The sequence below is a fragment of the Rhizobium sp. BK098 genome (assembly GCF_014193155.1).
Taxonomy (GTDB): Bacteria; Pseudomonadota; Alphaproteobacteria; order Rhizobiales; family Rhizobiaceae; genus Rhizobium.
In genome coordinates this window covers 195,097-216,001 of sequence record NZ_JACHYY010000004.1, presented here as the reverse complement: position 1 = coordinate 216,001, position 20,905 = coordinate 195,097, and the positions used below count along the sequence as shown (strand labels likewise).

Below are 20,905 nucleotides of genomic sequence, written 5' to 3'. Positions count from 1 at the left end.
CACATGGCAATGGAGGAATGTCTGCTTGTATCAGCACAAGCGGAATTGCCGGTTTATTGCGTAATTTCTGAAGGTTAGCGGCTGCCCATATCTGTGGGCGGGCCTGGATTTGATGTACCTAGGGAGGAAATAGATGGCATCGAAGAACGAACTTTCACTCGTCAATGCAATCAAGGCGTCTCGGCGCCAGTTCATGATCGGCACGGGGGTCGCCTTGGCGACCACGGCGCTTTATCGCCCGGCAATTGCCAATGGCGGCGAGGTGACGATCATTTCGGATATCGGCAATGCTGGACAGCGGGCCGTCCTTGACCGCATCGCGGCTGATTTTACCAAGAAGACCGGGACGAAAGTCACCATCAACAATATGGATCACGAGGCCCACAAGACGGCCATCCGTAGCTATCTCGTTGTCGGCGCTCCCGATGTCTGCTTCTGGTTCTCCGGCAATCGAATGAAGGCTTTTGTCGATCGCGGACTGTTCGACGACATTTCCGACCTGTTTGCCAAGGAAGGCTATAGCGACAAGCTCGGTGCCACGATGACAGCAGTTACCGTCAACGGCAAGCAGTACGGTCTGCCGCTCGGCGGCATTCTCTGGGGTCTTTTCTATCGCAAGGATGTCTTTGCCGAGAAGGGCTGGACAGCGCCGAAGAACTGGGACGATTTCCTGAAATTCGGCGAAGCGGCGAAATCCGCCGGCATGACACCGATCAGCATGGGCACGAAGGAACTCTGGCCGACCGGCGGCTGGTTCGACCACATGAACCTGCGCATCAACGGTCTGGACAAGCACCTCGCCCTGATGGAGGGCAAGATTCCCTATACCGACCCGGTGCTGAAGCCGGTCTTCGACAAATGGGAAGAGCTCATCAAGGCCAATTTCTTCTCCGCAAGCGCGCCGTCATTCGGCTGGGAACAGGCGGGGGCAGCTCTCGCACAGAAGAAGGCCGCGATGATGGACCTCGGAGGCTTCATCAAATCCGCCTTCCCGGCAAGCGACGAAGGCCAGATCGCCTTCGCTCCCTTCCCGGAAATCGTCCCTGGCGTTCAACGCTATGAGGATTTCTCGGTCAATTCCGTGCACATCCCCGCCAAGGCGAAGAACCGACAAGGTGCGCGTGATTTCCTGGCTCACTTCTATCAGCCTGACAATCTCGGCGCATTCCTCGAAGCCGAAGGCACCATTCCGCCACGCAACGATTGCCCGCCGAGCAAGGACCCACTGGTCAATATCGCCGTGGAATCGCTCAAGAGCGTGAAGGGAACGTCGCAATATTACGACCGCGATACCGATCCGGACATGGCGCAGGACGGTGTAAAGGGCTTCCAGGAATTCATGGTCAAGCCGGAGCGGCGTGACCAGATTCTGGCGCGGCTCGAAAAGACCCGCGCGCGCATCTTCAAATAGTCCTCCCGGACCAGGGCGCGGCGGGGCGTCGGCTTTATACGACGACCCGTCGCGCCTCTCTTGAAGAATCGCGCTTTCAGAAATGTCCTGAATTATCGAACCAAGAAGTCTGAGCCATGTGGAAAAAACACAGGAACTGGCTGACGCCCGTCCTCTTCATTGTGCCTGGATGCATCCTGTTCGGAACGATCATCATCGCTTCTTCCGTGGAATCGATCTGGATTTCGTTTTTCGATTGGGATGGCGTCGGGCAGAAGAGCTGGGTGGGATTGGCAAACTATTCCGAACTCTTTGCCGATCAGCAATTCTACGTCTCGCTGAAGAACAACATCATCTGGCTCGTCATGTTCATGGCGGCACCGCCGCTCGGGTTGGCGCTGGCGCTGCTCGTCAACCAGCAGATCGCCGGCATGCGGATCTTGAAGTCGCTTTTCTTCATTCCGCTGGTGCTCGCCACAGTCACGGTCGGCGTCGTGTTCGGCTGGGTCTATGATCCGAATTACGGACTCCTTGCGCTCATCTTCAGTCTCTTTGGAGCGACGGCGCCTGCCCTGCTTGCCGATGAGCATTTCGTGACCTTCGCCGTGGTTATCGCCGCGCTCTGGCCGCAGATCGCCTTCTGCATGGTGCTTTTTCTCGCTGGTCTTAACAATCTGAGCTCCGACATCATCGGCGCCGGGCGCGTCGACGGAGCCCGCGGCTGGAACATGCTCTGGCACGTCGTCCTGCCGCAATTGCGCCAGGTGGGTTTCATTGCCCTTGCCGTAACGGTGGTCGGCGCCTTGCGATCCTTCGACATGATCGCGGTGATGACATCGGGCGGCCCCTTCGGTTCATCGGAAGTGCTGGCCTATCAGATGTACGAGCAGTCAATCTTCTCCTATCGCTTCGGCTACGGCGCTGCCATCGCCACTGTCCTCTTTGCAATCATGATCGTTTTCATCACCTGGTATCTGCGCGTCATGGTGCGCATGGAACGGGAGACACGCTGATGTATCCTCGCCCAATCCCTGAAGAAAAGCCCGCGCCTCGCGGCCTTTATGCCGGCTTCGTCGGCCTGATCCTCATACTTTGGCTGCTGCCGCTCGTTGCCGTCATGCTGACGGCGGCCAAGACGGCCGATGAGATCATGGCCGGAAAATACTGGACCTGGCCCGAGCATTTCAATCTCGTCGAGAATTTCCAGGCGGTTTTCCAGCAGACCAACATGTGGGGCTATTTCATCAACAGCCTCATCATCACCCTGCCTTCGGTGCTGCTGGTCCTCGTATTCTCGACCCTGACGGGCTATGTGCTCGCCCGCTATAATTTCCGGGGCAACGCCCTGCTCTTCTCACTCTTTGTCGGCGGCAACTTCCTGCCTGCGCAGATCATGATGATCCCGGTGCGCGATCTCATGGTTTCGGTCGGCCTATACGATACCTATTTCGCGCTGATCATCTTCCATGTCGCCTTTCAGACCGGCTTTGCGACCCTGTTCATGCGTAACTTCATTGCGGCTTTGCCGGACGAATTGTTCCAGGCGGCGCGTGCGGAAGGCGCCTCCCCCTGGCAGACGATGCGCCATGTCGTCATACCACTGATGCGGCCTGCCCTTGCCGCGCTTGCGATTCTGATCTTCACCTTCGTCTGGAACGACTATTTCTGGGCAATCGTGCTGACGCAAAGCGATGTCGTCAAACCGGTGACGGCGGGCCTCAACAACCTCAGGGGCGAATGGACATCCGCTTGGAACATCGTGGCGGCAGCAACCCTGTTCGTCGCCGTCCCGCCGGTCCTGATGTTCTTCCTGATGCAAAAGCATTTCATCGCGGGCCTGACCATGGGCGCCGTCAAGGGCTGACATGTCCCGCACCGCGCGAACAGATTTGGAGTATCATTCATGAGCCATGTACAGCTGATCGACATCGACAAACATTACGGCGGCTACCACGCCCTGCGTTCGATCAATCTTTCCGTCGACAAAGGTGAATTCATCGTCATGGTCGGCCCGTCGGGTTGCGGCAAGTCTACCACCCTGAAGACGATTGCCGGGCTCGAAAACATCAGTTCGGGCGAGATCTGGATCAACGGCCGCAATGTCACGCGCGAGGAGCCCGGCGATCGCGGCATTGCCATGGTCTTCCAGTCCTACGCGCTTTATCCGCACATGACGGTCGCCGAGAACATGGGTTTCGGCTTGAAGATGGCGAAGCGCCCGCAGGTCGAAATCGACGCTGCCGTCAAGCGCGCGGCTGAAATCCTCAGAATATCCGACCAGCTCGACAAGCGCCCGAAGCAGCTTTCGGGCGGCCAGCGCCAGCGCGTCGCGATCGGCCGCGCCATCACCCGCTCGCCGGAGGTGTTCCTCTTCGACGAACCGCTCTCCAATCTCGATGCGGCATTGCGCACGCAAATGCGCGTCGAGCTTTCGACGCTGCATCAGCAGCTTGGCTCGACGATGATCTATGTGACGCATGATCAGGTCGAGGCGATGACCATGGCGAGCCGCATCGTCGTGTTCAACAAGGGGATAATCGAGCAGGAAGGCGCGCCGCTCAATCTCTATCACAATCCGGCGAACCAATTCGTCGCTGGCTTCCTCGGCGCGCCGCGGATCAATTTCATCAATGCGAAGCTCGTTTCCCTTCGTGACGGTGTAGCTGAAGTCGCACTCGAAGGCGGCAACACGACGGTTCTCGTTCCTGTAGCCGATGTCGGCGATCTTAAAGCACAGGCGAGCCTCACCCTCGGCGTTCGGCCAGAATCGCTGAAGATCGGCGCCGCCAGCGAGGACACCGCAATTGCCTTCGATGGCAAGGTCCGCCTCGTCGAGCAGCTCGGACGCGAAACTATTCTCTACGTAGACGCGGGTCCGCTCGCAACGGTCGGCTCTGAAAGCGGGACACGCAATTTCACCGTTCAGCTCGGCAACGCGACCGGCTTTTCGGCTGGCGAGCAGATCAAACTGTCCGCCGCCACATCCTCCCTCTACCTCTTCGGTCCCGATGGCAGAACCCTCAGCCGACCGAAGTCCATCATTGCCTCTTTGTAAAGAAAGCTTGTGACCTCATGAAAGTTTTGGAAAGAAAGCCGCTCTCTGTCTGGCGGACGCTCAACCTCGACGGCTTCATGGTCGGCGTTCCGCATTATCCCGAACATGTCGACGGGAGCTATTGGGACCGCGATGCCGAACGCATGGCCGCTGCCGGGTTCAACACGGTGCGCATGGCGGAATTCGCCTGGCATATCATGGAGCCGCATGAGGACCATTTCGACTTCTCTCTCTTCGACAAGGCGATTGCCGTCTTGGCCAAGCACGGCATCAAGACCATTCTCTGCACCCCGACGGCAACACCGCCCCGCTGGCTGACGGCAAAATATCCGGAAGTCCTGCGCGTCGATGCCAATGGCAGAGAGGCAAGCCATGGATCGCGCCAGCATTGCGATACGACGAGCCCGGTGCTGCGCCGGCACAGCCAACGGATTACCCGCGCGATGGCCGAGCATTATCGCGACAATCCGGATGTCATCGGCTGGCAGACGGATAACGAGCTGAATACGACGACCTCCGAAAGCTATTCGCCATCGGCGCTCATCGAGTTCCAGAAGTTCTGCCGCGCAAAATATGGAACGATCGAAGCCTTGAACTTCGCCTGGGGCGGCGACTTCTGGGCAACGGCTTACCAGACCTTCGACCAGATCGTCTTCCCGCAGCCGATGAACCCGTCCTTCTCCAGCCCCGGTCACGTGCAGGACTATCATCGCTTCCTCGCCTTCGCGACGGCGCTCTTTCAGCATGATCAGGTCGAAATCCTGCGGGCGACCAATCCGGCATGGTTCATCTTCCATAATCTGGGCGGCCTTGTGGACATCGATTTCCGCGGCCAGTTCGGCCAGGATCTCGATTTCATCGGCTTCGATATCTACCCGTTCCTCTATGACGAGATGCGCCGCGGCGGCGGTCATGCGGTCACGCAGGCCTTCCATCTAGACCAATGCCGCGCTTATTCCGGCAATTTCATCGTTCCGGAACAGGCGTCCGGCCTCGGCAGTCAGCCGGGCTTCTCCTCCTCCGTGCCGGAGCCCGGCGAGATGCGCCGCATGGCGATGACTTCGGTGTCGCGCGGCGCGGACGGCCTTATGTTCTTCCGCTGGCGCCCGGCGCATTTTGGCGCCGAGATCTACTGGAACGGTATTATCGATCACGATGATGTTCCGCGCCGCCGTTACGAGGAAGCAACACAATTCGCATCCGACATCCGCAAGATCGAGGGCAAGCTGCTTGGCACGACCGTCCGCATGGATATTGCCATCGCCGGCGCGGATTTCGACAATCAGGAAGCCTACAAGACCTATGCGATCGGCCTGCCAAGCCCGATGCAGGATGCAGCCCATCTGCACCGCGCATGCTATCAGGCCGGTATTGCCTGCGGCTTCATCCATCCGGAAGATGATCTCTCACGCATCAAGGCGCTCTATGTTCCCCATTGGGTCATGTGGAAGGAAGAGTGGTCGGCAGCGGTGGAAAAGTTCGTCGCCAACGGCGGCACGCTCATCCTGTCGGCAATGACAGGCACCCGCGATGACAACAACCACATCATCCGCACCCAGGCGCCGGGCACCGCGCTTTCCAAGCTTTCCGGCGTCAGCGTCTACGAATTCGGACCAGTCTCCGCTCCGGGGGCGGATGGGTTGTTCAGCGGTTTCCGCGAGGGCGGCATCGGCAGCCATCAGCCATCCCCGCGTCCGCCGGCATCCTCGGCCTCACGCAAATATGCCTATACGATCGGCAATCGTCAGCTTGAGGCCGGGCACCTTTACGAGAAGCTGGAAACGACCGCAGATACCGAGATCGTCGGCCGCTGGTCCGACCGCTTCCTGGAAGGCACGCCGATGCTGACGCGCCGCCGGCATGGCAACGGGCAGGTCTATTATCTCGGCACCTACCTCACCCCGCCGCTCGCAGAGGTCATCGGGGAGATTCTCGTCAGCAACGGCGTTGCGGCACCGCTGGTAGAGAACCTGCCTGCCGGCGTCGAAGTGTCGCTGCGCGAGAGCGATGACAGGAAGCTGCTGTTCGTGCTCAATACGGAGCATGAAACGAAAATCGTCGACCTGCCTGAAGGGATTGACCTGCTGACCGGCAGGACGATATCGGGACGGAGCGAGCTTCAAGGCTACGGCGTGCTTGTGATCGAGCAATCCGTCTGACACGATCCGCAAAGCGCGGCGCCGGGGGGAAGCCTCGGCACCGCGGCTACACCTCGATCAACCCTCATCGTCACCGTTTGCCAGCGGCACGAACAATCCAAGCTTGACGTCACGTAGCACCACATTCGTATGCATGCGCCGAATCTGCGGATTCTCCGCCATGATTACGGCGGCGATATCGTCATAGTGTTCCACATCCCGCGCAGTGACGATCGCGATGAGATCGACAGCGCCCGTGACATAATAGACTTGCTGGATATGGTCCTGCTTTTCCGCCCAAAGGCGGAATTTCGCAAGCGCATCGTAGTTGTCCCGCTCGATCTCCATGCCGACGATGAACACCATCGGCGTCCCGGTCGCCTTGCGATCGACAACTGCGATTTCCGCCTTGATGATACCGTCCTCACGCAGCCGTTTCAGGCGCCGTTGTACCGCTGACGTCGAAAGCCCGACCTCCTCGGCGATTGCTTCGGCCGTGAGCTGGCAATTGCGCTGGACGATATCGAGAATATCGCGATCAAAACGATCCGGACTTTCCATTTCCCCACTCCTTTAGGCGCGATGAAATCAGGCGACGACATCTCTATTCCATCATAAAAGATGCACAAGAAATACATTTTTGCTTTTTTTATGCAAATTGATCGGAAATTGCGCGCAAATTCGGCTGCTCTTCGCGATATTCTCCGCAAATTGTTTTTCATCGGAATTATATATGACAGAGCTGCCCTCCCAGGCTCTTTGTGTGGAAGATCTCCACAAGAGCTTTGGGTCACATCAGGTCCTCAAGGGCGTTTCAACCACCGCCAAACAAGGGGACGTGATTTCTATCATCGGCTCGTCCGGCTCCGGGAAAAGCACGTTCCTGCGGTGCATAAACCTGCTTGAGATGCCCGATCGCGGCCGCATCGTCGTCAACGGCGAGGAAGTCGCTCTGAAGCAGGGGCGCCATGGACAGATGCAGCCGAAAAGCTGGCGCCAGATCGAACGCATGCGCAGCGGATTGGGCATGGTGTTCCAGAGCTTCAATCTCTGGGCTCACATGACCGTCCTCGAAAATATCATCGAGGCGCCGGTGCATGTCCTTAGCGTTCCTCGCCGCGAGGCGATTGAGAAGGCAGAGGCTCTTCTCAATAAAGTCGGGCTTTACGACAAGCGCGATGCCTATCCCGCCTTTCTCTCCGGGGGACAGCAGCAAAGAGCCGCGATTGCCCGCGCGCTTTGCATCGATCCGGCCGTGATGCTCTTCGACGAGCCGACATCGGCGCTCGATCCCGAACTGGTCGGCGAAGTCCTCAAGGTCATCCGCGATCTCGCCGAGGAGGGACGAACCATGCTGCTGGTCACCCACGAGATGCGCTTTGCCCGAGACGTCTCGAACCATGTTCTCTTCCTGCATCAGGGACGGATCGAGGAGGAAGGGCCGCCAAAGCAGATCTTCGACGCCCCGATCAGCACCCGCTGTCGGGAATTTACCGGCATGCTGACGACCTGATCCACTCCAATTCGCAGACAACACATTAGGAGAATCCCATATATGAGACTGGTTTCCACATTATTCGCCGGACTGGCCTTCGCGCTTTCCTCGATGGCGGCGCAGGCCGAGGTTCGCTTCGGCATCATGAACGAATCCTATCCGCCCTTCTTCGCCAAGGACGCCTCCGGCAAATGGCAGGGCTGGGAAATCGACATGATGGACGCCGTCTGCGAGCAGATGAAAGAGAAATGCTCGATCGTCGAGCTTTCCTGGGATGGTCTCATCCCGGCGCTTCAGAGCAAGAAATTCGATGTGATCTGGTCATCGATGTCGAACACGGCGGAGCGCTCGAAGATCATCGATTTCACCGACAAATATTATAATACACCCAGCACGCTGATCGGCCCCAAGGACCAAAAGACTGGCGCCACGGCAGACGACGTCAAGGGCAAGACCATCGGCATCCAGGTGTCGACCATCCAGTCGGAATATTACAAGAAGTACTTCGCCAAGGTCGCGGATGAGAAGACCTACCAGACGCTCGACGAGGCGTTTCAGGATCTCGCTGCAGGCCGCATCGACTACGTCTTCGGCGATTCCCTTGCGCTTGACGCCTTCCTGAAAAGCGAAAGCGGCAAGGATTGCTGCGCCAAGATGGGTGACGTCGCCGACGACAAGGAAGTCCTCGGAGCCGGCGTTTCCGGCGGCCTTCGCAAGGAAGACACCGAGCTGAAGGCAAAGCTCAACGCGGCAATCGCCGCGGTGCGCGCAAGCGGCAAATACGACGAAATCACCAAGAAGTATTTCAGCTTCGATATCTACGGCGCCAAGTAAACGATCGCGACGATGGCGACCTCCTCACAAGGCATTCTGGACCTGCTCTCCCCCTATCCTCCGGGATGGGGTGGAGTGCTCTTGACCGGGGCTGCCTCCACGGTCGCCATCTCCGCCGGCGCTTTTCTGATAGGCCTCTTGCTCGGCACAGGCGGAGCATTGGGCAAGCTCTCGGGCATCAGGCCGCTCCGGCTACTGCTCGAACTCTATACGACCGCCGTCCGCGCCGTTCCGGAGCTGATCCTGATCGTCGGCCTCTATTACGCGGGCATGGATGGCCTCAATCGGCTCCTCGCCGCGCTCAATCTGCCGGCGTTCGAGCTGAACGGCTTTGCGGTCGCGGTCGCCGTGCTCGGTTTCGTGCAAGGCGCCTATATGACGGAAGTGCTGCGTGGCGCGATCCTCGCAATCCCCGTCGGCCAGATCGAGGCAGCAAAGGCATTCGGCATGGGTGCACGCCTGCGCTTCCGTCGCATCATTCTGCCCGCCTTGCTGCCCAATGCCCTGCCCGGCCTTGCCAATCTCTGGATGTCCGTCACCAAGGATAGCGCTCTCGTCGCGGTGGTCGGTTACCAGGAACTAGCCCTCGCCACGCGTCTCGCCGGCGCTAGCACCAAGCATTACTTCATCTTTTTCCTGGCATCCGCCCTCATTTATCTCGCCCTCACACTCGTCTCGAATGCCATATTCAATCTGGTCGAGCGGCGAGTGCGGCGCGGCCAGCCGAAGCTGGCCTGAGGAGTGTTGGCATGACCTTCTCATGGATATCCGCCTATTGGCCGCTTCTGTTGACGGGAGCCGTGCAGACGCTGTCGCTGCTTGCGATCTCCGTCGTCTTCGGCTTCGTGATCGCCATCGGCCTCGCCTTCGCCCAGGTCAGCGGCGGCCCCATCCTGCGAAGCCTTGCCCGTGGTTATTGCACCTTCTTCCGGGGCACGCCGCTGCTGATACAGCTCTGGCTGCTTTACTATGGGGTCGGCTCTCTTCTGCCTGTCATCCCGGGTATCCGTCAGAGTCTGTTCTGGCCGATCCTGCGCGAAGGTTTCTTCTTCGCGGCCGTCAGTTTCACGCTCAACTATGCGGCCTATGAGGCGGAGGTTTTGCGCGGCGCATTGCTTGCCGTTCCGAAAGGCGAACTGGAAGCCGGACGCGCATTCGGCATGCGACCCTTCACGCTGACGCGGCGCATCTGGCTGCCGCGGGCCATTCGCATCGCATTGCCGACGATCGGCGGCGAAATCGTCATGCAGCTGAAGGCCACTCCGCTCGCCTTCACCGTCACCGTGATGGATCTCTACGCCGTTGCCACAAAAGTTCGCCAGGACACCCTGCTGGTCTACGAACCGCTTGTTGTCGTCACCGTCTTCTATCTCATCATCACAGCCATCATCGCGCGAAGCTTCCGTTTCCTGGAAGCGCAGGTGCCGGTGCGGCGCTAACCCACGGCACGAAGGAGAGATCAAACCTCTCCGCTGATCCGAACCATTCTGGAGATCCCATTCATGAGCAAACCCTTGATCCTCGACGGCGGCATGAGCCGCGAACTGCTGCGTCTCGGCGCGGAACTGAAGCAGCCGGAATGGTCGGCGCTCGCGCTCGTCGATTCGCCGGAGATTGTCCGGCAGGTGCATGACGAATTCATCGCCGCCGGCTCGGACGTTGTGACCACCAACAGCTACGCGCTCGTCCCCTTCCACATTGGCGAAGAGCGGTTCTGGAAGGAAGGCGCCGATCTCATCGCGCTTTCCGGACAGCTGGCTCGCGACGCCGCCAATGCCTGCAAGGATCGAAAAATCCTGGTCGCCGGTTCGCTGCCGCCCATCTTCGGCTCCTACGAGCCGCAGACTTTCGATCCGTCACGCGTTCAGGACTATCTCAAGGTTCTGGTCGAAAACCTCGATCCTTATGTCGATGTCTGGCTCGGGGAAACCCTCAGCCTGATCGCGGAGGGAGAGGCGGTTCGGGCCGCGGTCGCCGAAACCGGCAAGCCGTATTGGATCTCCTTCACACTGGCCGACGATGCCGCGCAAAGAAATGGAGCCTCGCCCAAGCTCCGCTCCGGCGAAGCCGTCGAGGATGCGGCTCGCTGGGCCGCATCATCCGGTGCCGACGCGCTTCTTTTCAACTGCAGCAAACCGGAGGTCATGCGAGAGGCCGTCGATGTCGCAGCGGAGGTCTTCCAGCAGAGCGGCCATAATCTGCAGATCGGCGTCTATGCCAATGCCTTCGAAGGTGAACAGGGCGAGTTGGCCGCCAATGAAGGCCTTCACGCGACCCGGCAAGATCTGAATGACGACGCCTATTCGCGCTTTGCCTGTTCATGGGTCGATGCCGGCGCAACGATGGTAGGCGGTTGCTGCGGGATTGGCGCCGGGCATATTCATCGGCTGAAGAAGGCTCTCCTTACTCAAAGCGTATAGCAAGAGCCGCCACGAACATTGATCCGGAAGGCGATCGTTGGCCATAGGACCGAGATAGGTCTTTTAGTCATGCACCGTTGCTGCGGCCTGCGGAGCCGGGCCTGGAGTCCGGCTTTGCAGGAGTTCGCCGCGCTCCTCCAGAACGGGATAGGCGGCAGCGGCGACCAGATGGGAATTGATCTGTTTGAGATCGCGTAGCAGGTCGAGGTGAAGAGAACTGGTCTCGACGGTCTCGATCCCGCCTTGCCGCAGGCGCTGGAAATGAGCCTCCGTACCCTCACGCTCCGCTTTGCGAAAGATAACCTTCTCCTCCGCCAGCATGCGAGCGGTGCTCTCGTTTTGGGTCATGAGCAAGGCCGCCGTCGTGCGCAGGTTCGTCTGCAATCGATCGAACAGCCGCGCCAATTCAAGCTGGCCCTCCTTCGAGAAGTTCAGACCCCGGCGCAGACGTTTGGCCAGATGCGGCAAGAGGTTCTGATCGAGAACGTCGCCGGCGTGTTCCATATTCATCGAGAACAGCAGGATCTCGTTCAAGCGTCGTCTGTCGGCCTCGCCGAGTTCATCGGGATCGATCGAGGTGAGATAGGTCTTTACGGCCGCATTCAGACTGTCGAGGATATTGTCCAGCGACCGCAATCGCGTCAGCGCCTTTCGATCCGTATCCGATAGGGCAGCTTTGGCGCCGGCGAGCATTTCGGAGAGGACATCGACCAATCTCAATGCCTCCCGTGCTGCTGCGCCAAGCGCGACGACAGGCGTCTCCTTGGCAGCCGGGTCGAGATACCGGGGACGCGTCGGATCGGCCTCGTCAATCTTCCGCGGCAGCAATTTGGTCAGGAGATCGGCATAGGGCCGCAATAGCGGCATGAACACCATGGCCAAAACGACGTTGAAGGCGGTATGAAAATTGGCGACGGCGCGGGCGCTATCGCTATCCACCAGCGCCGACAGGCGCGTGACCGGTTCGAGAAAGCCAATCAGCGCGATCACGCCGACAATGCGTGTCATCATATTGCCGATGGGCAGGCGTTTAACCGATAGATCGGTCCCCGATTGCCCTTCGATGAGCGGATTGATCGCGGTTCCGAGATTGGCGCCCAGAACGAGCGCAAAAGCCTGGTCGACATCGACAAGGCCCTTGCTCGCGAGAGACATGATGAGCAACACGACGGCCACGCTGGAATGGGCGGCCCATGTCAGAATAGCGGCAAGGAGCATGCTCAGCACCGGCGTCGCGGCAATCGCATCGAGGACATAAGCCAGCGCCGTCGACCCCTCATACTGCGTCATCAAGTCGAGAAGCTGATGCAGCGCCAGAAGCATGAAGCCAAGCCCGATCATGACCCGGCCAAGATCGTGCACGCGTGAATTCCCGGTTCGGCGGAACATCAGCACGCCGATCAGGATCAGCGCCGGGGAAGCCGCCGCGACATTGAAAGACAACACCTGGACGATCAGGGTCGTGCCAACATTGGCTCCCAGCATGACGGCAAGCGCCGGCACGAGATCCACCAGGCCGCCGGCCGCGAAGCCGGAAGCCATCAGGCCGGTTGCCGTGCTGCTCTGCAGGATGGCAGTGACGCCGATCCCGGCAAAAAACGCCTTGGTGCGATTGCTAAGCGCGCGGCCCAGAAAAGACCGCAGATCAGGTCCGAAGGCGCGCTGAATGCCGGTCTGGACCATACGCGTGCCCCAGAGCAGAAGGGCGATGTGGCCGGCCAGAGCAACGAGGCCGAGGATAAGCGCCATAATGGTCCTCCATAAGCCTGCGATCTCTCCCGAGACAAGCGCTGGGAATCAAGATTGCAGATTGTAAACTTTCATTAGCCGACTATGTTCTTTGTCTTTGCACCTTTTGCAAGGGCGGATTGTCATAAAACTGTTATTGTAATATTTTTTTCATTTAAAATCAGCGAGATAAACCGACACAGATACGATTGCCTCGCTATGACGAATAAGCGCCTTACCGGAAAAGATCGGTCCAAAAACGACGGTTTCTATCCACGGCAACACAACCTCGCCTTTTCCCTGTAATCCAGGGTATATCTGACCAATGTACCTATACAGCGATCTCAGCCTGCGCCAGATCCCGTCCGCCGGCTGAGGCGATAGCTTGGCGAGGAATTCGAGATGGCGCATTTTGTCTGCATCACATGCGGTACGCAGTTCAGCGAGAGCGACGTACCGCCGCGAGCCTGCCCGATCTGCGAGGATGAGCGTCAATTCGTACCCCAATCAGGTCAGGAATGGACCGATATGGCAAGCATCGGCCAGACGCATAGCGTGATCTGGACCAAGCAAGCGGAAGGCGTTCATAGCCTGCAGATCAAGCCCGATTTCGGTATCGGCCAGCGCGCATTTCTGATCGAAGGGCCGGATGGTAACATTCTGTGGGATTGCCTCAGCCTCATCGATGAGGCCAGCAAGACGCGGATTGCTGCGATGGGCAGCCTGAGCGCGATCGCGATCTCCCATCCGCATTTCTATACGTCGATGGTTGAGTGGAGTGCCGCTTGCGGCGGCGCACCGATCCATATCCATGCCGACGATAGCGAATGGGTGCAAAGGCCGGATGCGGCCTTGCATCCATGGAGAGGCACGACGCTGTCGATCGGCCCGGCGACCATGATCCGATGCGGCGGCCATTTCGACGGCAGTTGCGTGCTCCATTGCCCCTGGCTCGAAGGCGGGCGCGGCGCCCTCTTCGTCGGCGACACGATGCAGGTGACCATGGACCGTAAATTCGTGAGCTTCATGCGCAGCTACCCGAACCTCGTTCCGCTCGACGCCAAGGTGGTAACGAGGATATTGGAAGCGGTTCGGCCCTATCGTTTCGAAGCGATTTACGGCGCATTTCCCGGCCGAACGGTCGAGAGCGACGGAAACCAAGTAGTGGAGCGTTCGGCGGAAAGGTACCTGAAGGCGATCGCAAACTGAGAATCTTGTGCCGGAAATGCCGTAGACCTAGTTTTCCAGCGCCGCTTGTCTGTCCTTGACCAGTCGCGCCGGCAGATTGACGGTGACAGACAAACCGCCAAGGCTAGAGCGGGCGAGCGCCAGCTTGCCGTCATAGGCCTCGACCAGATCCTTGGCGATCGCCAGGCCGAAACCGGTTCCGGCGATGCTTTCATCCAGCCGCCTGCCGCGGCGAATGAAAGCCATCTCGGCATCCTCCGGCAGGCCCGGACCGTCGTCCTCGATGCACAGTTCCACGCCCTCGAGCTCGGGCAACTGCGACAGGCGAACCTTCACCTTGCCAGCCGTCCACTTTCTGGCATTGTCGATCAGATTGCCGGTAATGTCGGCAAAATCCGCCTCGTCGATCGCCAGCCACATCTCGGGCGGCGCCACAAGCTCGAAGTCGATCTTGCGCTCGCTCGACAGCCGCCGCATGACGGAGATGATCTTCTGAAGATCGGCGCTGGCATCCATCACGCCGACGGTATGGGCGGCCGCCAGGCTGGCACGGGTTTGCGCAAGCGTTCGCTTGATCTGCGCCTCCATCCGGCTGACCTCGGTTTGGATGGCTGCGGCCCGCTCCGACATGCCCTCTTCCGACAGAAGGCGCGCCGTCGCCTCCAAGGCCGCGAGCGGCGTCTTCAGGCCATGCGCCAGATCGCCGGCGCGCGCGCGTGCCTGTGTCAACTGCGTTTCACGCGATGCAAGCAGCCCGTTGAGATCGTCCACGAGAGGCTGGACTTCCCGCGGAAACTGACCGGTGATCTTGCGTGCCGAACGCTCCTGCACCGCCATCAGGGCTGCGCGCAGATCATTGAGGGGTCGTAGCCCGTATCGCAGAAAAGCGATGACAGCCACGATGAGGGCGGCTGAAAGCACGCCAAGAGATGGCGCCATGGCGTAGAAGAAGCGCCAGCGCGCCGGCGCAAGCTCGCTGTTGTCGAGCGCCATGACGATATCGACGATCTGGTCGCCCGTGGCCGAGGGGATCGAAATCGACCGCTCGACGGCAAGAAGACGGCTGCCGTTCGGCCCTTTCATATCCGTCGCTCGCCCGGCATCGCGAGGGCGGGCACGCAGCCAGGGCAGGTTCTGCTCCCAGAGCGATTGGGAGCGCAGCTCGACGGTGCCGTTGCGGCCGACCTGCCAATAGAAGCCACCATTCGGAATGCCGAAGCGGGGATCCGTTGGCGTGTCGTCGAGGAAGAGCTGATTGGAGGAATTTATATCGACCGCCGCCAGCAGAACGCGCAACTCCTCATCTATCTCCGAGAGGGCAAGCGCCCTGACGGCCAGCCCGGAAATGGCGTTGATGCCGACCCCGGCAAGAAAGGTTGCAACGATGATCGCCACCACGGAACCCAGCAGCAACCGCCCTCGCAGCGAGAACGGTGTCATGACGGCGGCGCCTCGCGCGGAATGATGTAGCCCTGGCCGCGCCGGGTTTCGATGACGGTGCCGTCGAACTTGCGCCTGAGACGCGCTACAACCACTTCTAGCGCGTTCGACAGCAGCTCCGTCTCTTCATCATAGATGCTGTCGGCGATCTGCGTTCGGGAAAGCACGGTGCCGGCATTATGCATCAGATAGGCAAGAAGCCTATATTCGAGTGCCGTCACCTGAACCGGCTGCCCGCGAAACGAAACCGTGCGCTGGCGTGTGTCGAGCTCCAGCACGCCATTGGAAAGGATCGGAGAGGATTGTCCGGCGGCGCGGCGCATCAGGGCGCGCACGCGCGCCAGAAGCTCTTCCATGCGGAAGGGTTTGGTCAAATAATCGTCGGCACCCGCATCCATGCCGTCGACCTTATCGCGCCATCCGTCTCGCGCCGTCAATATGATGACAGGCATGCCGCGGCGTTCTGCGCGCCAGCGTCGCAGCACCGTCAGTCCATCAAGCTTCGGAAGTCCAAGATCGAGGATGACAAGATCAAAATGCTCGATATCTCCGCGATACCAAGCTTCCTCGCCGTTGCTCACGGTCGAGACGACATAATGCTGATCCTCCAGGCAGCGGCGCATATCCGCCACAATACTGGGCTCATCCTCAGCAATCAAAATGCGCATTCTCAGCGTCTCTCGATCACGGCAAGTGTTGCGCCGTCGAGCACTATATCACCACGTTTGCCATCCGGCTTCAACACACGCACGGCATAGGCCTGGCGCCCAGCCCGGCGAACCCGCTTGATTCGCAGCACCTTTCCCGGCATTTCGCGCGCAACGACCGCATAGATGTCGCGTAGCGGCCGCAAGCTGCCGGCATCTTCGACCAGAACATTGCTATGTATACGAGCCAATGCTTCCATGCCTGGCAAGCTTAGCAGAACCGCTACCAAGAGAACGGACAGCCAGCGGGGCCAGCCGGCTCTTCGCCCGAATATGCGCAACGATATCAATCCTTCTTTCGAGATGGCACACAGGGCTCGCCCTGCAGCGAACCAAGCATAGCTTTCCCAACATTACAATTCACTGACAACGCCCGTAAGAGAGCTGCAAATTGAAGGGTGTATAAGCACGGGCAGATGGCACGCTGATTGTGCCGAGTTTCGTTCCGCAGAAGATACCATGACTATCCAGATTTCTTCGATTACCCCAAATGCCAGCCTCTCGGTCTCCTCAGGCGGCATTCGGCCTGAGTTCGTCCGCAATGAAACCCTGGTGGACATCTTCAAGGCCACGGTTGCCCGCAGCCCCGACAAGACGGCACTGACCCTGATCGGAACCAACCAGGCGATGACCTATGCCGAACTGGACCGGCTTTCCGATGAGGCAGCGCGTGCGCTCAGCCGTCGCGGCATCGGCCCCGGCGATTTCATCGGCCTTTGGTTCCAGCGCTCCCTCGAGCTACATGTCGCACTTCTGGCGATTCTCAAGGCCGGCGCTGCCTATATTCCCTTCGATGCCGCTGCCCCTGCCGACCGCGTGGCCGTCAGCCTCGCCGATTGCGGCGCGAAATGGCTGCTGACGCATGATGAAAAGGCGGCCCTCGCGCCCGAATTCGACGGCCAAACCCTGATCCTCAAGGCACTGCTCGCAGAAGACGATGATGGCGTCGCGCCCCGCGCCGCCGCTCACGATGATCCGGCCTATGCCATCTATACGTCCGGCTCCACTGGCAAGCCGAAGGGCATCGTCATCACGCACCGGAATATCTGCCATTATCTGCGCGCCGGTAACGACGTCCTCGGCATGGTCGAATCGGACGTCGTTCTGCAGCAAGCTTCGGTCGCCTTCGACCTTTCGCTCGAAGAAATCTTCGTTCCCTATCTGGTCGGCGCGACGCTGAAGGTTGCGACGTCCGCCGTCATGGCGGAGCTGGACAGGCTCGCGGATGTGCTCGAAGCGGAAAAGATCACGGTCATCGACACCGTACCGACCCTGCTCACTATGCTGGAACGTGACGTCGAAAGCCTGCGCGTCATCATCGTCGGCGGCGAAGCCTGCCCTCCGGCGATCGTCAGCCGCTTTTCCAAAGCCGGCCGGCGCCTGATCAATACCTACGGCCCGACCGAGACGACGGTGGTTGCAACCTACGCCGAACTCGATCCTTCCCGACCGATCACGATCGGCTGCCCGATCGCCAACACGACCGCCTACGTCGTCGACGAAAACCTGCTGCTCGTTGCTCGCGGCGATACCGGCGAATTGCTGATCGGCGGACCGGGCGTTGCTGCCGGCTACAGAAACCTGCCGCAGCTGACCGCCGCAAAATTCGTCGCCAACCCCTTCGCAGGCCATGACGATCCGGTGCTTTACCGCAGCGGCGACGCCGTGCTGATGGACGAGGAAGGGCAGCTCCATTTCCTCGGGCGCATCGACGATCAGGTCAAGATTCGCGGCTATCGCATCGAGCTCGGCGAGATCGAAACCGTCGTGGGCGAACTTCCCGACGTGAAGGCCGCATCCGTCGTCGTGCACCGCCCGCCGGATGGCGAGGACATGCTGGTCGCCCACATCGTTACCACGGTTAGCAGCTTCGATCGCGACAAGGCCCGCGCCGTGCTTGCAACCAAGCTGCCGCCCTACATGGTACCGGCCGCCTGGCATAGTCATGTCTCTCTGCCGCGGCTTCCTTCCGGCAAGATAGACCGCAAGACGCTGGCCGCGATCCCGCTCGTAGCCGACCAGCCGACCCAGGCACAAGAGCCGCCGCGCACATGGACGGAAGCACAGCTGCTGAAGGCCGCGACCGAGGCGCTTCGGCTGCGTTCCATCGGCTTCGAAGCGGATTTCTTCACCGAACTCGGCGGCCATTCCATGCTGGCGGCCCGGTTTGTTTCCGAAGTGCGCAAGATCCCGCTGCTCGCCAGCATCGCCCTGCGCGACGTCTATGCCGGCCGCACGCTGCGTGGCATTGCCGCGATCCTGGAGCAGCGCGCCGAGAGCACCTCGGGACAGGAGCGCAGGAGTTTCGAACCGGTGCCGTGGCGCCGGCGTTTTTTCTGCGGTCTCGCTCAAGCCGTGGTATTGCCCTTCATCGTCGCGATCGCAACGCTGCAATGGATCGGCCTGCTGCTTGCCTCGATCCTGCTGATCGATGACGGTGCATCGCTCTGGAATGAAATCCTCATTCTCGGCGGCGTCTACCTCGGTCTCAATCTCGGCGAGAAGCTGATCGTCGTGGCGTTGAAGTGGCTTGTGATCGGCCGCACACGGCCAGGCGTTTATCCGCTCTGGGGCACCTATTATTTCCGCCTCTGGCTGATGCAGCGCATCGTACAGCTCACCGCTCCGAAATTCCTCAAAGGTTCGCCACTTATCCGCGTCTATATGCGCGCACTCGGCGCCCAGGTTGGCAAGGATGCGATGATCGACGAGTTCGAGGAAGGTGCGATTGACCTTGTGCGCATCGGCGCAAGATCCAGCCTCGGCGTCAAGATCAAGCTTGCCAATGTCGAAGTCATCGGCAACGAGATCCATGTCGGCACGATCGATATTGGCGAAGGCGTGCAGATCGGCAATGGCTCCGTCATCGGTCACAACGTTAAGATTGACGACGGTGCCGTCATCGGCGATCTGACGGCGATTGCCGCTGGCACGCATGTCGAAGCCCATACGCGCTGGGACGGCTCGCCCGCCCGCCAGACCGGGCATGCCGAGCACGAAGACATGCCCGCTCATCCGGAGCTTGGAACCGTCGGGCGCGTCTTCCAGTTCGCAGCCTATTTCGTCGCCTACAATCTTAGCCTCGTCGTCGGCCTGCTGCCGATCTTCCCGGCCTTCTATCTGTTCTCTGCCGTGCAGCAGATCTATGCGCCCGGCTCCGACGAGGCCTTGTCGTGGGGGATGATCGCCGCGCTCTCCTGGCCGGCCGCCTTCCTGCTGATCGTCGTGTCCATGGCTGTCGTCGTGGCGCTCAGATGGGTGCTGTTGCCTCGCGTCGTGCCGGGCCGCTACTCCATCTTCGGCAATCTTTATTTCCGCAAATGGGTCGTCGGCCTGACCACCGAGGCGATGCTGGAAACCCTGAATTCGCTCTACGCGACCGTCTTCATGCGTAATTGGTACCGCCTGATGGGGGCCAAGATCGGCAAGGGCACGGAGATCTCGGCAAACTTCGCCGGTCGCTACGATCTGATCGAAATGGGCCGCGATAACTTCATTGGTGACGAGACCATCTTCGGCGACGAGGAAATCCAGAACGGCTGGATGATACTCAAGCGCCTGAAGACCGGCGACCGCTGCTTCTTCGGCAACTCCTCCGTCATCTCGCAGGGTGCGGTGATCGAAAGCGATTCGCTCATCGGCATCAAGACGCGCCTGCCCGACTCCCTGCACGTCAAATCGGGTGAAACTTGGTGCGGCAGCCCCGCCTTCCAATTCCCGACGCGCGAGAGGCTGGAGGCGGCTGCGAACACCACCTATGCACCGCCGCTCCGCATGCGCCTTGTGCGTATTCTGTTTGAGGCCATGCACACATCGCTGCCGACAGCCATCCTGATCGTCATGGCACTCGCAATGTCCGACATGCTGGCCAGCGAAATCGACAATGGTGCCTGGGGCAGCCTATTCTGGACACTGATGGCCGCGGGCCTGGCGACCTCTGGCATCCTCTATCTCGTCGCTGTCGCCTTCAAATGGACGCTGATTGGCACCTACAAGCCGATGAACCGGCCGATGTGGTCGTGGTGGGCGATGCGTACCGAGGCTGTCGCCGTGTTTTACGGCGGTCTCGCCAGCAAGATGCTGCTCGACTATCTGCGCGGCACGCCTTTCTTGCCCTGGCTGCTCCGTCCCTTCGGCGCCAAGATCGGCCAGGGTGCGTGGATCAACAGCACCGATATCTGCGAATTCGATTGCACCCATATCGGCGACCATGCGGTTCTCAATATGGGATCCTGCCCGCAGACCCATCTCTATGAAGACCGTATCATGAAGGTCGGCCGCATCACGATCGGCGAAGGCGTCTCCATCGGCTCAGGCAGCACCGTGCTTTACGAGGCCAATGTCGGTGATTTCGCCGAAATCGGATTGCTGACCCTGGTCATGAAGGGTGAGGCCATTCCGCAGGGAACGTCGTGGGTCGGCGCACCCGCCCAGGCAGTTCAAGCCGAGCAGGAGCCGGCTCCGGTCGCTCACAAAGAGACCCTGCCCTCCGCCGCTGCGTGAGCGCGGT

At 60.0% G+C, this 20,905-nt stretch carries 17 protein-coding genes; 12 read left to right on the top strand and 5 right to left on the bottom strand.

Annotation, left to right across the window (positions count from 1 at the left end):
- Positions 1–133 precede the first annotated feature (133 nt).
- The 5 genes from FHT73_RS13000 (at position 134) to FHT73_RS12980 (ending at position 6,604) form a co-directional block, all read left to right on the top strand.
- Positions 134–1,411 (top strand): ABC transporter substrate-binding protein, encoded by a 1,278-nt coding sequence (locus FHT73_RS13000; protein WP_183712134.1) that lies wholly within the window; start codon positions 134–136, stop codon positions 1,409–1,411.
- A 116-nt stretch (positions 1,412–1,527) separates the two neighbouring features.
- Positions 1,528–2,403, top strand: a complete 876-nt coding sequence (locus FHT73_RS12995) for a sugar ABC transporter permease (RefSeq protein WP_112337111.1) — start codon at positions 1,528–1,530, stop codon at positions 2,401–2,403.
- Positions 2,403–3,254: a carbohydrate ABC transporter permease gene (locus FHT73_RS12990; RefSeq protein ID WP_183712132.1), complete on the top strand. Its 852-nt coding sequence runs from the start codon at positions 2,403–2,405 to the stop codon at positions 3,252–3,254. Before FHT73_RS12995 ends, FHT73_RS12990 begins: the two co-directional genes overlap by 1 nt.
- 39 nt (positions 3,255–3,293) lie before the next feature.
- The gene (locus tag FHT73_RS12985; protein ID WP_183712130.1) at positions 3,294–4,445 is read left to right on the top strand and encodes an ABC transporter ATP-binding protein; all 1,152 of its coding nucleotides are present in this window, start codon (positions 3,294–3,296) and stop codon (positions 4,443–4,445) included.
- 17 nt (positions 4,446–4,462) lie between these two features.
- Positions 4,463–6,604, top strand: coding sequence for a beta-galactosidase (locus tag FHT73_RS12980; RefSeq protein ID WP_183712128.1), 2,142 nt, complete (start codon positions 4,463–4,465; stop codon positions 6,602–6,604).
- A gap of 57 nt (positions 6,605–6,661) precedes the next feature.
- Here the strand turns inward: FHT73_RS12980 and FHT73_RS12975 are convergent, their stop codons facing one another.
- Positions 6,662–7,144, bottom strand: a complete 483-nt coding sequence (locus FHT73_RS12975; protein ID WP_112337115.1) for an Lrp/AsnC family transcriptional regulator — start codon at positions 7,142–7,144, stop codon at positions 6,662–6,664.
- A 172-nt stretch (positions 7,145–7,316) separates the two neighbouring features.
- Here FHT73_RS12975 and FHT73_RS12970 point away from each other — a divergent pair, with 172 nt between their 5' ends.
- The 5 genes from FHT73_RS12970 (at position 7,317) to FHT73_RS12950 (ending at position 11,332) form a co-directional block, all read left to right on the top strand.
- Complete coding sequence (locus FHT73_RS12970) at positions 7,317–8,096, top strand: ATP-binding cassette domain-containing protein (protein WP_183712126.1); 780 nt, start codon at positions 7,317–7,319, stop codon at positions 8,094–8,096.
- Positions 8,097–8,138: 42 nt separating this feature from the next.
- A complete protein-coding gene (locus FHT73_RS12965; protein ID WP_183712124.1) occupies positions 8,139–8,912 on the top strand; it encodes a transporter substrate-binding domain-containing protein in 774 nt (257 codons plus the stop codon).
- Positions 8,913–8,924: 12 nt separating this feature from the next.
- On the top strand, positions 8,925–9,650 hold the full coding sequence (locus FHT73_RS12960; RefSeq protein WP_112603066.1) for an ABC transporter permease subunit: 726 nt from the start codon (positions 8,925–8,927) through the stop codon (positions 9,648–9,650).
- Positions 9,651–9,661: 11 nt separating this feature from the next.
- Complete coding sequence (locus tag FHT73_RS12955; protein WP_183712122.1) at positions 9,662–10,351, top strand: ABC transporter permease; 690 nt, start codon at positions 9,662–9,664, stop codon at positions 10,349–10,351.
- Between the two features lie 63 nt (positions 10,352–10,414).
- Positions 10,415–11,332, top strand: a complete 918-nt coding sequence (locus FHT73_RS12950; protein ID WP_183712120.1) for a homocysteine S-methyltransferase family protein — start codon at positions 10,415–10,417, stop codon at positions 11,330–11,332.
- A 63-nt stretch (positions 11,333–11,395) separates the two neighbouring features.
- Here FHT73_RS12950 and FHT73_RS12945 read toward each other — a convergent pair whose 3' ends face one another.
- Positions 11,396–13,081: a Na/Pi cotransporter family protein gene (locus FHT73_RS12945; protein WP_183712118.1), complete on the bottom strand. Its 1,686-nt coding sequence runs from the start codon at positions 13,079–13,081 to the stop codon at positions 11,396–11,398.
- A 381-nt stretch (positions 13,082–13,462) separates the two neighbouring features.
- Here FHT73_RS12945 and FHT73_RS12940 point away from each other — a divergent pair, with 381 nt between their 5' ends.
- Positions 13,463–14,269, top strand: coding sequence for an MBL fold metallo-hydrolase (locus FHT73_RS12940; protein ID WP_183712116.1), 807 nt, complete (start codon positions 13,463–13,465; stop codon positions 14,267–14,269).
- Positions 14,270–14,296: 27 nt separating this feature from the next.
- Here the strand turns inward: FHT73_RS12940 and FHT73_RS12935 are convergent, their stop codons facing one another.
- From FHT73_RS12935 to FHT73_RS12925, 3 genes are read right to left on the bottom strand one after another with little or no spacing between them, the layout of a single operon-like run.
- Entirely contained in the window at positions 14,297–15,688 is a 1,392-nt protein-coding gene (locus FHT73_RS12935; protein ID WP_112399883.1) for a HAMP domain-containing sensor histidine kinase, read from the bottom strand.
- Positions 15,685–16,356 carry a response regulator transcription factor gene (locus FHT73_RS12930; protein ID WP_015342375.1) on the bottom strand — a complete coding sequence of 224 codons (672 nt, stop codon included), beginning with the start codon at positions 16,354–16,356 and terminating at the stop codon, positions 15,685–15,687. The genes FHT73_RS12935 and FHT73_RS12930 overlap by 4 nt, the downstream gene beginning before the upstream one ends.
- A gap of 2 nt (positions 16,357–16,358) precedes the next feature.
- On the bottom strand, positions 16,359–16,586 hold the full coding sequence (locus FHT73_RS12925; protein WP_244441547.1) for a hypothetical protein: 228 nt from the start codon (positions 16,584–16,586) through the stop codon (positions 16,359–16,361).
- A 268-nt stretch (positions 16,587–16,854) separates the two neighbouring features.
- Here FHT73_RS12925 and FHT73_RS12920 point away from each other — a divergent pair, with 268 nt between their 5' ends.
- The gene (locus tag FHT73_RS12920; RefSeq protein ID WP_183712114.1) at positions 16,855–20,898 is read left to right on the top strand and encodes a Pls/PosA family non-ribosomal peptide synthetase; all 4,044 of its coding nucleotides are present in this window, start codon (positions 16,855–16,857) and stop codon (positions 20,896–20,898) included.
- The last annotated feature ends 7 nt before the right edge of the window (positions 20,899–20,905 follow it).